The sequence below is a fragment of the Pseudomonas antarctica genome (assembly GCF_900624995.1).
GTDB classification, from domain to species: domain Bacteria; phylum Pseudomonadota; class Gammaproteobacteria; order Pseudomonadales; family Pseudomonadaceae; genus Aquipseudomonas; species Aquipseudomonas antarctica.
Window position 1 is genome coordinate 1 of sequence record NZ_UYXQ01000103.1, and the last position, 14,362, is coordinate 14,362.

Here is a 14,362-nt window from a genome sequence, read left to right on the forward strand (position 1 = left end):
ATAAAGGCACGTTGAGTTACTTCCCCAATCGCGCGGTCTCGGCTACCGGCGTGCCAGTGGGCCATGAATGGCTGATGCTCTCGCCGTACCGCGACCAGCTGCCAGCCAACCTGTTTACGCAAGCCTTCAGCCTGCCGCAGACCGACGGTCGCGGCATCCCGCGCGAAACACTGCGCCGCGCCCTGACCTTGTTAGGCGACGCCGGCTGGAAGCTATCCGGGCAACGCCTGCTCAACAGTGACGGGCAGCCGCTGCGCTTCGAAATCCTGCTGGTCAATCCGAACCTGGAGCGCATTCTGCAGCCGTATGTCGAGAACCTCAAAAGCATCGGCATCGACGCGCGCCTACGCACCGTTGACCGCGCGCAATATAAGCAGCGCCTGGATCAGTTCGATTTCGACATGATCCTGGTCACCCTCAATCAGACGTTAAGCCCAGGCCTTGAGCAGTGGCAGTACTTCCACTCAAGCCAGGCCGCGATCAAGGGCAGCAAGAACTACGCGGGCATCGCCAACCCGGTGGTCGATCGCCTGCTGGAACAACTGCTGGCGGCGCAAACCCGCGAAGAACAATTGGCCGCCGGCCGCGCGCTCGACCGGGTGCTGCTGTGGCAGCACTACAGTATCCCCAACTGGTACCTCAACTATCATCGCTTGGCATACCGCAACCGGTTCGCCTTTGTCACCACGCCGCCCTACAGCCTGGGCCTGAGCGCATGGTGGCTGAAAGCTTCGGAGAAAGCCCAATGATGCATTTACGCCGTGCATTACTCGCCAGCCTGTTGCTGTGCAGCGCGGTCAGCGCCGCGCCGCAACACGCGCTGACGCTCTACAACGAGCCGCCCAAGTACCCCGCCAACTTCAAACATTTCGATTACGTAAACCCCAACGCGCCCAAGGGCGGCACCTTTCGCGAATCGAGCATGGGCGGTTTCGACAGCCTCAACCCTTACATCAGTAAGGGCGTGCCGGCGGACAACCTGCCGCTGATCTACGACACACTGGCCATGCAAAGCCTGGACGAGCCCATCACCGAATACGGACTGGTGGCCGGCAAGATCGAGAAAGCCCCCGACAACAGCTGGGTGCGCTTCTACCTGCGCCCCGAAGCGCGCTTTCATGATGGCCATCCGATACGTGCCGAAGACGTTGTGTTCACCTTCCAGGCGCTGATCAAGGACGGCTCGCCGCTCTACCGCACCTACTACGCCGACGTCGACGAAGTGGTAGCCGAAGACCCGTTGCGCGTGTTGTTCAAGTTCAAGCGCACCAACAACCGCGAACTGCCGCTGATCCTCGGCCAACTGCCGGTATTGCCCAAACACTGGTGGGCGACCCGTGACTTTGCCAAGGGCAACCTGGAAATACCGCTGGGCAGCGGGCCGTACAAGGTCGCCGAGGTCAAGCCTGGGCGCATGGTGCGCTACGAGCGGGTCAAGGATTACTGGGCCAAGGACCTGCCGGTTACCCAAGGTTTCTACAACTTCGATAACCGCATCACCGACTACTACCGCGACAGCACCGTGTCGCTGGAAGCCTTGAAGGCCGGGCAATTCGACTACTGGCTGGAATTCAGCGCGAAGAACTGGGCCAACGCGTACAACATTCCAGCGGTGGCCGAGGGCAGGCTGATCAAGGAAGAAATTCCCAACGGCAACCCAACGGGTATGCAAGGTTTTGTGTTCAACACGCGCAAGCCGATGTTCCAGGATGTACGGGTGCGCAAGGCGATCAGCCTTTTGCTGGACTTCGAATGGAGCAACAAGCAGCTGTTCAACGGCGCCTACACGCGCACACGCAGCTACTTTGAAAACTCGGAAATGGCCGCCACCGGCCTGCCCGGCCCGGATGAGCTGGCGATTCTGCAGCCGTTTCGCGACAAGATCCCCGCCGAAGTCTTCACCGAGGCTTACGAGCCTGCCAAAACCGACGGCAGCGGCATGATCCGCCCCCAGCAGCGCGAGGCCTACCAGTTGTTGCAAGAGGCCGGCTGGAAGGTTGTCGACGACAAGATGGTCGACACCACCGGCAAACCGGTGACCATTGAGTTCTTGCTGGCCCAGACCGAATTCGAACGTATCCTGCTGCCGTTCAAGCGCAACCTGGCGGACCTGGGCATCAACCTCGTCATTCGACGCGTTGACGTTTCGCAGTACATCAACCGCCTGCGCTCGCGCGATTTCGACATGCTGGTGGGCAGCTTCCCGCAATCCACGTCGCCGGGTAACGAACAACGCGAATTCTGGTCGTCTTCCAGCGCCGACAAACCCGGCAGCCGCAACTACATGGGGCTCAAGGATCCGGTCGTCGACCAGTTGGTCGAAGCGCTGATCGACGCCAACTCGCGCAAAAGCCTGATCGCCCACGCCCGGGCGCTGGATCGCGTGCTGCAGTTCGGCTACTACGTGATCCCCAACTGGCACATCAAGACTTTCCGCGTGGCCTATTGGGACCACTTGGGCCACCCCAACGTCTCGCCACGCTATGACGTCGGCATCGCCACTTGGTGGGCCAAGCCGGATGTAAAACCTGCTGTCACCCTGGACACGAGCGCCGATCCGGCGAGCGGAGGCGATTAAATGCTGGCCTATATTGTTCGCCGTCTGTTGCTGATCATCCCCACGCTGTTCGGGATTTTGCTGATCAACTTCATCATCATCCAGGCTGCCCCCGGTGGCCCGGTGGAGCAGATGATCGCCAAACTCGAAGGTTTTGAGGGCGCCACCAGCCGCATCGCCGGTGGGGGCGCCGAAGTCTCGGTGGCCGGCTCCACCTACCGTGGCGCCCAGGGCCTGGACCCGGCGCTGATCAAGGAAATCGAGAAGATGTACGGCTTCGACAAGTCGGCGCCGGAACGCTTGTGGATCATGGTCAAGAACTACGCCCGGCTGGATTTCGGCGACAGCTTCTTTCGCGACGCCAAGGTCATCGACCTGATCAAGGAAAAAATGCCGGTGTCGATCTCCCTCGGGTTATGGAGCACGCTGATCATGTACTTGGTGTCGATCCCGCTGGGGATCGCCAAAGCCACGCGACACGGCAGCCACTTCGACGTGTGGACCAGCTCAGCAATCATTGTCGGCTATGCGATCCCGGCATTCCTGTTTGCGATCTTGCTGATCGTGGTGTTTGCCGGCGGCAGTTATCTGGACTGGTTCCCATTGCGCGGGCTCACCTCCAACAACTTCGATGAGCTGAGTTGGGGCGGCAAGATAGTCGATTACTTTTGGCATTTGGCCCTGCCCGTCACCGCGCTGGTGATCGGTAACTTCGCGACCATGACGTTGCTGACCAAGAACAGCTTTCTCGACGAGATCAACAAACAATACGTAGTTACCGCCAAGGCTAAGGGCCTGACCAACCACCGCGTGCTCTACGGCCATGTGTTTCGCAACGCGATGCTGCTGGTGATCGCTGGCTTCCCCTCGGCGTTTATCGGGATCTTCTTCACCGGCTCGTTGCTGGTCGAAGTGATCTTCTCCCTCGACGGCCTGGGCCTGATGAGCTTTGAAGCAGCGATCAACCGTGACTACCCGGTGGTGTTCGGCACGCTGTTTATTTTCACCCTGCTGGGGCTGATCGTGAAACTGATCGGCGACCTCACCTACACCCTGGTCGATCCGCGTATCGACTTCGCCAGCCGGGAGCATTGAGATGAACTTATCCCCCCTCAATCGCCGTCGGTTCGAGCGCTTTAAGGCCAACAAGCGTGGCTGGTGGTCACTGTGGTTGTTCCTCATCCTGTTCGTGCTCAGCCTCGGCGCGGAGCTGATCGCCAACGACAAACCGCTGGCCGTGCACTTCGACGGCGGCTGGTACTTCCCGGCGCTCAAACGCTACCCGGAAACCACCTTTGGCGGTGAATTCCCGCTGGAGGCCAACTACAAGAGCCCGTATATCCAGGAACTGCTGAAGGCCAAGGACGCCTGGACACTGTGGGCGCCGATCCCGTTCAGCTACCAGAGCATCAACTACGACCTGAAAGTCCCGGCCCCGGCTCCGCCCTCCGCGGCCAACCTCTTAGGCACCGATGACCAGGGCCGTGACGTATTGGCGCGCGTGATCTACGGGTTTCGCGTGTCGGTGCTATTCGCCCTGACGCTCACCGTGCTCAGTTCGATCATCGGCGTGCTCGCCGGGGCCTTGCAGGGTTTCTATGGCGGCTGGGTCGACCTGGCCGGGCAGCGCTTCCTGGAGATCTGGTCAGGCTTGCCGGTGCTGTACCTGTTGATCATCCTCGCCAGTTTTGTACAACCCAACTTCTGGTGGCTGCTGGGGATCATGTTGCTGTTTTCGTGGATGAGCCTGGTCGACGTGGTGCGCGCCGAGTTCCTGCGCGGGCGCAACCTCGAGTACGTGCGCGCGGCCCGCGCACTGGGCATGCAGAACGGCGCGATCATGTTTCGGCATATCTTGCCCAATGCCATGGTGTCGACCATGACCTTCATGCCATTCATTCTCACTGGCGCCATCGGCACCCTTACCGCCCTGGATTTTCTCGGCTTCGGCCTACCGGCCGGTTCACCGTCATTGGGTGAACTGGTGGCCCAGGGCAAATCCAACCTGCAAGCGCCATGGCTGGGCATGAGTGCGTTTGCCGTGCTGGCGATCATGTTGAGCTTGCTGGTGTTTATTGGCGAGTCCGCTCGCGATGCCTTCGACCCGAGGAAATGAGATGAATCAGGACAATCTGATCGAAGTCCGCGACCTCTGCGTCGAGTTCGTCACCGGCGAACACCACCACCGCGTGGTCAATAACGTCAGCTTCGATATCAAGCGCGGCGAAACCCTGGCCCTGGTCGGCGAAAGCGGCTCGGGCAAATCGGTCACCGCCCACTCGATCCTGCGGCTGCTGCCCTACCCGCTGGCCCGCCACCCGGCCGGTACCATCAGCTATTCCGGGCAAGACCTGCTGACGCTCAAAGAAAAAACCCTGCGGCATATTCGCGGCAACCGCATTGCGATGATCTTCCAAGAGCCGATGACCTCGCTGAACCCGCTGCACTCCATCGAAAAGCAGATCAACGAAGTGCTCGGCCTGCACAAGGGCCTTACCGGCAAAGTCGCCACCCAGCGCACCCTTGAATTGCTCGAGTTGGTGGGCATCCCGGAGCCGCACAAACGCCTCAAGGCCCTGCCCCACGAACTTTCCGGCGGCCAGCGCCAGCGGGTGATGATCGCCATGGCGCTGGCCAACGAGCCGGAACTGCTGATCGCCGACGAACCGACCACGGCTCTGGACGTGACGGTGCAATTAAAGATTCTGGAGCTGCTCAAGGAATTGCAGGCACGGCTGGGCATGGCGTTATTGCTGATCAGCCATGACCTGAACCTGGTGCGGCGCATCGCCCATCGTGTGTGCGTGATGCAGAAGGGTTGTATCGTCGAACAGGCCGATTGCGAGACGCTGTTCCAGGCGCCGCAGCACCCTTACACCCAGGAGTTGCTGGCGGCTGAACCCAGTGGTGGGCCTGCGACCAACGCGGTCGGGCCGCCGTTGCTGGAAGTCGATGACCTGAAAGTGTGGTTTGCGATCAAGAAAGGCTTTTTGCGTAGCACCGTGGATTACGTCAAGGCGGTGGACGGCATCAATTTCAGCCTGCCCCAGGGGCAGACCCTGGGCATCGTTGGTGAGAGTGGCTCGGGCAAGTCCACCTTGGGCCTGGCGATTCTGCGCTTGATTGCCAGCACTGGCGGGATTCGCTTTGAGGGCCAGCAGCTTGACCGCCTGACTCAGCAACAGGTGCGCCCGTTGCGGCGGGAAATGCAGGTGGTGTTTCAGGACCCGTTCGGCAGCTTGAGCCCGCGCATGAGTGTCAGCGAAATCGTCGGCGAAGGGCTGCGCATTCACAAAATGGGCACGGCTGTTGAGCAGGAAGCGGCGATTATTGCGGCGCTGCGTGAGGTTGGGCTGGACCCGGACTCGCGGCATCGTTACCCCCATGAATTTTCCGGTGGCCAGCGTCAGCGCATTGCCATCGCCCGTGCGTTGGTGCTCAAGCCACGCCTGATTTTGCTGGATGAGCCGACGTCGGCGCTGGATCGAACGGTGCAACGGCAAGTGGTGGAGTTGTTGCGCAGTTTGCAGGCCAAGTACAACCTTACCTATCTGTTTATCAGCCATGATTTGGCGGTGGTCAAGGCGCTGAGTCACCAGTTGATGGTGGTCAAGCATGGGCAGGTGGTGGAACAGGGGGACGCGGCGGGGATTTTTGCTGATCCGCAGCATGGTTATACGCGGCAGTTGTTGGAGGCGGCGTTTTTGGTGCCGGCTGTTGTGAGCAGCTGATTGTGTACATATCCATTGTTTGGGGGATGGCCGCTTATGGTTCCGCCCTTACCGCAGCAACGGATATGTACTCAACCAAACAATCCACCCACCCAACCAACAAAACATGGAACTTTGCCAACAAATAACCGCCTCAATCCGGTACGCTCACCCTTTTTATTCAAGGAGTTATTCCCCATGGCCAAAGCCACCGCCCGTCACATCCTCGTTTCCACTGAAGACAAGTGCAACGAACTCAAAGCCCAGATCGAAGGCGGCGCCGATTTCGCAGAAATCGCCAAAGCCAACTCCAGCTGCCCTTCCAGCCGCGACGGCGGCAACCTGGGTTCATTCGGCCCAGGCCAGATGGTCAAAGAATTCGACACCGTCGTTTTCAGCGCTCCCGTCAACACCGTGCAAGGCCCAGTGAAAACCCAGTTCGGCTACCACCTGCTGGAAGTCACCAGCCGCCAGGACTGATCCAGTCCGTGCTGATGCTATAAACAACGGCCCGCCTTATGGTGGGCCGTTGTGCATGTGATGACTGGCAACGTTTAAGCCGTTAACGTACAAAACCTATTCTTCACCCGGCACTCAAGGCTGACAATGCGATTGGCTTTTTCCACAACACTGCTTAGTTCTGCCCTGGCCCTGTTGCTGGCCAGCAGCGCCGTGATCGCCGCCCCACAGACCTACCTCACGGTCTACGGCGAACCGGCCAAGTACCCCGCCGGCTTCACCCATTTCGACTACGCCAACCCCAACGCCCCCAAAGGCGGCAGCCTCAAGCGTTCGGCCCTTGAGATCGGGCGCTTCGACCACGTGCTGCCGTACATCGACAAAGGCATCGGCGTGTCCCAGGTCGACGGCTGGCTGTACGCGCCGCTGGCCCAGCGCTCCCTGGATGAGCCCTACACCGTCTACGGCCTGGTCGCCGAAAAGATGGAACGCGCCGACGACGGCCTGTCGCTGCGCTTCTACCTGAACCCCAAGGCGCGCTTCGCCGACGGCACGCCGATCACCGCCGAAGACGTGCGCTACAGTTTCGACCTGCTGATGACCCAAGGCAGCCTGCGCTTTCGCACCCTGTTCGCCGACGTCAAACACGTCGAAGTCGAAGGCGAACGCCAGGTGCGCTTCGATTTTTCCAGCAATGAAAACCGCACCCTGCCGCTGGATATCGCCACCCTGCCGGTGTTCCCCGAGCACTGGTGGAAAACCCGCGACTTCGCCAACGGCGGCGGCTACGAAGCCCCGCTGGGCAGCGGCCCGTACAAGGTCAGCAAGATCGACTCCGGCGCCACCATCACCTTCACCCGCGACCCGCACTGGTGGGGCAAGGACCTGCCCGTCAGCCGTGGTTTGTACAACTTCGACCACCTGAGCCTGGAGTACTTTGGCGACACCGAAGTGGCCCGTCAGGTGCTGCGCGGCGGCGCCTACGATTTCAACCGGGAGTTCTCCGCCACCGGCTATTCCATCGGCTACAACGGCCCGGCGCTGGACGATGGCCGCCTGCAACGTGCGCACCTGGCCAAGGAAATGCCGCAACCGGCCCAGGGCTATGTGTTCAACGTGCAAAAGCCGATGTTCAAGGATCGCCGCGTGCGCCAGGCCTTGGCGATGCTGTGGGATTTCGAATGGGCCAACCGGCAGATGATGCGCAACCTGTACATCCGCCAGCAGAGCTTCTTCTCCAATAGCCCACTGGCGGCGAGCCAGTTGCCGACGAAAGAAGAGCTGGCGATTCTTGAGCCCTTGCGCGGGCAGATTCCAGACGAAGTGTTCACCCAAGTGTTCAAGGCCCCCGTCACCGACGGCAGTGGCATGATCCGCGACAAGCAGCTGCAAGCCCTGGCTTTGCTGGAGGACGCGGGCTGGAAGCCGCAAGGTGACAAGCTGGTCAACGCCGAGGGCGAGCCGCTTGAGTTCACTTTTCTCAATACACAAAACGGCCTGGAACGCTTGTTACTCCCGTACAAACGCAACCTGGCGCAGATCGGCATCACCCTGAACATTCGCCGCATCGACTCCTCCCAGTACGTCAACCGACTGATGACCCGCGACTACGACATGATCGTTACCGGTTTCCCGGTCACCACCTCGCCCGGGATGGAGCTGTACAACTATTTCGGCTCCGCCGCCGCGTTTGATTCGGGCGCCAACAACTACATGGTGCTCAAGGACCCGGCCGTCGACACGCTGATCAAGGGCCTGGTCAAGGCCGACACCCAGGCGCAGATGCTCACCTACGCCCACGCCCTGGACCGCGTGCTGCAATGGAATTACCTGTGGATTCCCAACTACTACCCGCCCGGCACCTCCGCCGCGTGGTGGAACCGCTTCGGCCGCCCGGCCATCGAGGCGAAGAACGACGAAGCCTTGGAAACCTGGTGGGAAATCAGCCCCACGCCACTGACGAATGAACAAATGAACGCCGAGTTGAAAAAACGCGCAGGTGCGCGCTGATGTTTGCCTATATCGTGCGGCGCCTGCTGCTGATTATCCCGACGCTGGTGATCATCCTGCTGGTTAACTTTGTGATCGTCCAAGCCGCGCCTGGCGGCCCGGTGGAGCAAGCCATTGCGCACTTGCAAGGCATCGGCGGCGGCGCCGTCGGTGGTTCATCCGGCGAGGGCATCAGCAGCGGCTCACGGGCCAGCCGCGGCCTGGACCCGAAGTTGATCAAGGACATCGAAAAACAATACGGCTTCGACAAGCCCGCCCCGGAACGCCTGTGGCTGATGCTCAAAAACTACGCGCAGCTGGACTTCGGCAACAGCTTCTTTCGCGGCGCGACGGTGGTCGACCTGATCCTGGAAAAGATGCCGGTGACCATTTCCCTCGGCTTATGGGCCACCTTGATCACCTACCTGGTGTCGATCCCGCTGGGGATTCGCAAGGCGGTACGCCATGGCAGCAGCTTTGATGTGTGGAGCAGCACTGCCATCGTTATCGGCTATGCGATGCCAGCGTTCCTGTTCGCGATGTTCCTGATTGTGGTCTTCGCCGGCGGCACCTCGCTGAACTGGTTCCCGGTGCGCGGGCTGGTCTCGGAAAATTTCGAAGAGCTGAGCACTGTGGGCAAGATTGCCGACTACTTCTGGCACCTGGTATTGCCGGTCACCGCCCTGGTCATCGGCGGGTTCGCCACACTGACCATCCTGACCAAAAACTCGTTCTTGAATGAAATCACCCGCCAATATGTGGTGACGGCCCGCGCCAAGGGCTTGAGCGAACGCCGCGTGCTCTACGGCCACGTGTTCCGCAACGCCATGTTGCTGGTGATTTCGGGGATTCCGCAGGCTTTCATCAGCGTGTTTTTCGCAGGTTCGCTGCTGATCGAGGTGATCTTCTCCCTCGATGGCCTGGGCCGCATGAGCTATGAAGCCGCCGTGTCCCGCGACTACCCGGTGGTGTTCGGCTCGCTGTTCATCTTCACCTTGTTTGGCCTGCTGATAAAACTCATCGGCGACCTCTGCTACACCTTGGTGGACCCGCGTATCGACTTCGCCGCGAGGAACGCCTGATGCTTAATTTGTCCCCGGTGGCGCGTCGGCGTTTCGAGCGGTTCAAGAAGAACCGTCGCGGGTGGTGGTCGCTGTGGTTGTTTATCGGCCTGTTTATCCTGACCCTGGGCGGCGAGTTGATCGCCAATGACAAGCCCTGGGTGCTCAGCTTCAAGAACGAGCTGTATTTCCCAGTGTTCAAGCGCTACACCGAGCAGCAGTTCGGCGGGCAGTTGCCTTTCCAGGCCGACTACCGCAGTGACTACGTGCAAAAGCTGATCAAGCAGGACGGCGGCTGGATGCTGTTCCCGCCGATCCCGTTCAGCGATGACACACCCAATTACGAACTGAGCCGCCCTGCCCCCAGCCCGCCCTCGACGGTGAACTGGCTGGGCACCGATGATCAGTCGCGCGATGTGCTGGCGCGGGTGATCTTCGGCGCCCGCGTGTCGATATTGTTTGCCCTGGCGTTGACCGCCATCAGCGCCGCCATCGGCATTGCAGCAGGCGCCTTGCAGGGTTATTACGGCGGCTGGGTGGACCTGCTTGGCCAACGCATTCTGGAAGTGTGGTCAGGGCTGCCAGTGCTGTACTTGTTGATCATCCTCTCAGGGTTTGTCGAGCCGAACTTCTGGTGGCTGTTGGGGATCATGGCGCTGTTTTCCTGGCTGGCGCTGGTGGACGTGGTGCGCGCCGAGTTCCTGCGCGGGCGCAACCTGGAATACGTCAAGGCCGCGCGCGCCCTGGGCCTGGGCGACGGCAAGATCATTCGCCGGCACATCCTGCCGAATGCCATGACCGCGACCTTGAGCTACCTGCCGTTTATTGTAACCGGGGCAATTTCGACCTTGAGTGCCCTGGACTTCCTCGGTTTCGGCATGCCGGCAGGCAGTGCGTCACTCGGCGAACTGATCGCCCAGGGCAAGCAGAACCTGCAGGCACCCTGGCTGGGCCTGACGGCGTTTTTCACCTTGGCGCTGATCTTGTCGCTGCTGGTCTTTATCGGCGAGGCATTACGTGATGCCTTCGACCCACGCTCATGAGTGACTGCCTATGAACCTCATTGAAATCCGTGACCTGAGTGTCGCCTTCAGCGGCCAGACCGTGGTGAGCAAGCTGTGCCTGGACGTGCGCCCCGGCGAATGCCTGGCGCTGGTGGGCGAGTCGGGCTCGGGCAAGTCGGTGACGGCCCACTCGATCCTGCAACTGCTGCCCGAAGCCGGCACGCAGACCACGGGCTCGGTGAAGTATCGCGGCCAGGAGTTGATCGGCGCCTCGGCGACGACCCTGCAAAAGCTGCGCGGCAACCGCATTGCGATGATCTTCCAGGAGCCGATGACCTCGCTCAACCCGCTGCACAGTATCGAAAAGCAGATCGGCGAAACCCTGCTGCTGCACAAAGGCTTGGGCGGCAAGGCGGCGCAGGCGCGCATTCTCGAATTGCTCGAACTGGTGGGCATTCAAAAACCCCAGGAACGCCTCAAGGCGTATCCACATCAACTCTCCGGTGGCCAGCGCCAGCGCGTCATGATCGCCATGGCCCTGGCCTGCGAACCGGAACTGTTGATCGCCGACGAACCGACGACCGCGCTGGACGTGACGGTGCAGCGCAAGATCCTGCTGCTGCTCAAGTCCTTGCAACAACGCCTGGGCATGTCGCTGCTGCTGATCAGCCATGACCTCAACCTGGTGCGCAGCATCGCGCAGCGCGTGTGCGTGATGCGCGCCGGTGAAATCGTCGAGCAAGCCGACTGCCAGACGCTGTTCAACGCACCGCAACACCCTTACAGCCGCCTGTTGCTGGATGCGGAACCGACCGGCGATGCGCTGTGCCGTGATGAACGCGAAACGGTGTTGCAGGTCGATGACCTGACGGTGCAGTTCCCCCTCAGCGGCGGGCTGTTTCAGCGCAAGACCTACCTGCGCGCGGTAGACGGCATCAGCCTCAGCGTGCAGCGCGGCAAGACCCTGGGGATTGTCGGCGAGTCTGGCTCGGGTAAATCAACCCTGGGCCAGGCGATTCTGCGTTTGCTCGATTCCAGCGGCAGCATCCGCTTCCAGGGCGAGGCCCTCGACCCGCTCAACCACAAGCAAATGCGCCCGTGGCGCAAACAGATGCAGGTGGTGTTCCAAGACCCTTACGGCAGCCTCAGCCCGCGCATGTCGGTGGAGCAGATCATCAGCGAAGGCCTGGAAGTGCACGCGCCGTGCAGCCTGGCCGAGCGCGATGCGCAAGTGGTGCAGGTGCTCAAGGACGTGGGCCTCGACCCTGCCAGCCGCCACCGTTACCCCCACGAGTTTTCCGGTGGTCAGCGCCAACGTATCGCCATCGCCCGCGCATTGGTGCTCAAACCGGCCCTGATGCTGTTGGACGAACCCACGTCGGCCCTGGATCGTACGGTGCAGAAACAAGTGGTGGCGTTACTGCGTGAACTGCAGGAGAAATACGCCCTGACCTACCTGTTTATCAGTCATGACCTGGCCGTGGTGCGCGCCATGGCCCACGACATGATCGTGATCAAGGACGGCAAGGTGGTGGAGCGTGGCGCCAGCCATGAGGTATTTGAGGCGCCGCAGCACGCGTACACCAAAGAACTGCTGGCAGCGGCGCACATGCCTTTATAGGCGCGCGACCCTATTCCTATTTTGTGTTGGCGGCGGATGCATGACTAGCAACGAAAGCCTCAAGGACTACCAACAGGTTCGCGGCCTGGCCATCCAGTCGCTGTTCGAGATCATCGAGCGGTCCAGCGAAGGCACGGTGATCGTCGACCGTGACGCGAATATCGTGTGGATGAATGAGCGCTACGCCAAGCGTTTCGGCCTCAAGAGCGCCGACGAAGCCATCGGCCAGCCCTGCGAACAGGTGATTTCCAACAGCCTGTTGCGCCAGGTGGTGCGCAATGATCAGCCGATCTTGCTGGACATTCAGGACACACCCAAAGGCCCGCTGGTGGTGATGCGCCTGCCGATCCACGACGATGCTGGCGCGGTGATCGGCGCGATTGGCTTTGCGCTGTTCGATGAGTTGCGCAACCTGTCGCCGCTGATTGAGCGCTACCTGAGCATGCAGCAGGAGCTGGCGTCCACCCGCTCGCTGTTGCGTTCACGCCAGAGCAAATACAACTTCGCGCACTTTATCGGCACCAGCGCGGCCAGCCTGGAAGTCAAACGCCGAGCGCGGCGCAGTGCGAGCGCTGAGTCGCCGGTGTTACTGCTCGGCGAAACCGGCACCGGCAAAGAACTGCTGGCCCAGGCAATCCACGGCGCATCACCGCGTGCGCACAAGGCCTTTGTCAGCATCAACAGCGCAGCGATTCCGGCTGACCTGCTCGAAGCCGAGTTCTTCGGCACCGCGCCGGGCGCGTTTACCGGCGCCGACCGCAAAGGCCGCCCTGGCAAGTTGCAGATCGCCCAGGGCGGCACGCTGTTTCTCGATGAAATCGGTGATATGCCGCTGCCGCTGCAAAGCAAACTGCTGCGGGTGTTGCAGGAAAAGGAATACGAGCCGGTGGGCTCCAATGAAATGCTGCACAGTGATGTGCGGGTGATTGCCGCCACATCCATGGACCTGGAAGCGGCGATCAAGCGCGGTGAGTTTCGTGCGGATTTGTACTACCGGCTGAATGTGCTGCCGATCCAGGTTCCGCCGTTGCGCGAGCGGCTGGATGACATTCCGGCGTTGAGCGAGGCGATTCTGGAAGAACTGCGCAGCCAGCATGAACTGGACCGCGCGGCCCTCGCACTGCTGGCGCAGCATGCGTGGCCGGGGAATATCCGCGAGCTGCGCAATGTGCTGGAGCGCGCGGCGTTGCTGAGTGATGACTTGGTGCTGGATGCCGGTGAGATTCGCGCGGCGATTGGCACGTTTAGCCCGGTGGCGCGTGGCGCGGTGGAAACGGTCGAGGGCGAGACGTTTGCGGCGGCGCGGGAGCGCTTTGATCGGCAGGTGATTGGGGCGGCTTTGGTGGCGTGTGAAGGCAACGTAGTGGAGGCAGCCAAGCGCCTGGGGCTGGGGCGGTCGACGCTGTACAAAAAAATGGTCGCCCTTGGCATCACCTAGTCTCTATATCGGGACGATAATCTACAAATGTAGATATTCTAATGTGGGAGCGGGCTTGCTCGCGAAGGCGGTGGGTCAGTTATATATGAGCTGACTGACCCACCGCCTTCGCGAGCAAGCCCGCTCCCACAGTTTTGACCGAGTTCGACTGCCAGCACCCCAGTGCTCTGCTTTTCTGTGGAGCTGGCTGTCGGATCGCCGCACCGCTGCGATGCAGGCACCTCGCTACATCAGGTACAGCCCGTTGATGCCATCGCAGCGGTTCGGCGGTCCGACAAGCCAGCTCCCACATTAGATTGAGTTCAGTTTCAAATATCAGGTCGGCTGTCAGGCCGCCTCGGCTCTGCTCTTGATCTAACCACTCAGGTCGGCTACTAGGCCGCCGTGCTCTTGATCTGCTTTTGATCTTGATCTTAGGCGCCCCGTTAAACCACGCTGGCCGAACGCAGGCTTTGGAGCGTGGGTAAACCGGCAGGACGCCGGTTTAGCCGCGATGGGCCAAGGATGGCCCATGGCGGCGGCC

11 protein-coding genes are annotated in these 14,362 nt (G+C 61.0%); all 11 read left to right on the forward strand.

Annotated features, from left to right (window positions below):
* On the forward strand, nucleotides 1-749 hold a 749-nt coding region (locus E0F99_RS24750), incomplete at its 5' end, for an ABC transporter substrate-binding protein (RefSeq protein ID WP_242626927.1).
* Entirely contained in the window at nucleotides 746-2,578 is a 1,833-nt protein-coding gene (locus tag E0F99_RS24755) for an extracellular solute-binding protein (protein WP_083358015.1), read from the forward strand. The genes E0F99_RS24750 and E0F99_RS24755, both read left to right, overlap by 4 nt.
* Nucleotides 2,579-3,652 carry a microcin C ABC transporter permease YejB gene (locus E0F99_RS24760; RefSeq protein ID WP_083358014.1) on the forward strand — a complete coding sequence of 358 codons (1,074 nt, stop codon included), beginning with the start codon at nucleotides 2,579-2,581 and terminating at the stop codon, nucleotides 3,650-3,652.
* A gap of 1 nt (nucleotide 3,653) precedes the next feature.
* On the forward strand, nucleotides 3,654-4,673 hold the full coding sequence (locus tag E0F99_RS24765) for an ABC transporter permease (protein WP_083358013.1): 1,020 nt from the start codon (nucleotides 3,654-3,656) through the stop codon (nucleotides 4,671-4,673).
* Nucleotide 4,674: 1 nt separating this feature from the next.
* Entirely contained in the window at nucleotides 4,675-6,288 is a 1,614-nt protein-coding gene (locus E0F99_RS24770) for an ABC transporter ATP-binding protein (RefSeq protein WP_083358012.1), read from the forward strand.
* Nucleotides 6,289-6,465: 177 nt separating this feature from the next.
* Complete coding sequence (locus tag E0F99_RS24775) at nucleotides 6,466-6,747, forward strand: peptidylprolyl isomerase (protein ID WP_010210937.1); 282 nt, start codon at nucleotides 6,466-6,468, stop codon at nucleotides 6,745-6,747.
* A gap of 126 nt (nucleotides 6,748-6,873) precedes the next feature.
* Nucleotides 6,874-8,736, forward strand: a complete 1,863-nt coding sequence (locus E0F99_RS24780) for an extracellular solute-binding protein (RefSeq protein ID WP_083358011.1) — start codon at nucleotides 6,874-6,876, stop codon at nucleotides 8,734-8,736.
* Nucleotides 8,736-9,797 carry a microcin C ABC transporter permease YejB gene (locus tag E0F99_RS24785; protein WP_083358010.1) on the forward strand — a complete coding sequence of 354 codons (1,062 nt, stop codon included), beginning with the start codon at nucleotides 8,736-8,738 and terminating at the stop codon, nucleotides 9,795-9,797. Before E0F99_RS24780 ends, E0F99_RS24785 begins: the two co-directional genes overlap by 1 nt.
* The gene (locus E0F99_RS24790; protein ID WP_083358009.1) at nucleotides 9,797-10,819 is read left to right on the forward strand and encodes an ABC transporter permease; all 1,023 of its coding nucleotides are present in this window, start codon (nucleotides 9,797-9,799) and stop codon (nucleotides 10,817-10,819) included. Before E0F99_RS24785 ends, E0F99_RS24790 begins: the two co-directional genes overlap by 1 nt.
* Before the next feature lie 10 nt (nucleotides 10,820-10,829).
* The gene (locus E0F99_RS24795) at nucleotides 10,830-12,401 is read left to right on the forward strand and encodes an ABC transporter ATP-binding protein (protein WP_083358008.1); all 1,572 of its coding nucleotides are present in this window, start codon (nucleotides 10,830-10,832) and stop codon (nucleotides 12,399-12,401) included.
* A 40-nt stretch (nucleotides 12,402-12,441) separates the two neighbouring features.
* Nucleotides 12,442-13,839, forward strand: a complete 1,398-nt coding sequence (locus E0F99_RS24800) for a sigma-54 interaction domain-containing protein (protein ID WP_083358007.1) — start codon at nucleotides 12,442-12,444, stop codon at nucleotides 13,837-13,839.
* Nucleotides 13,840-14,362: the final 523 nt, after the last annotated feature.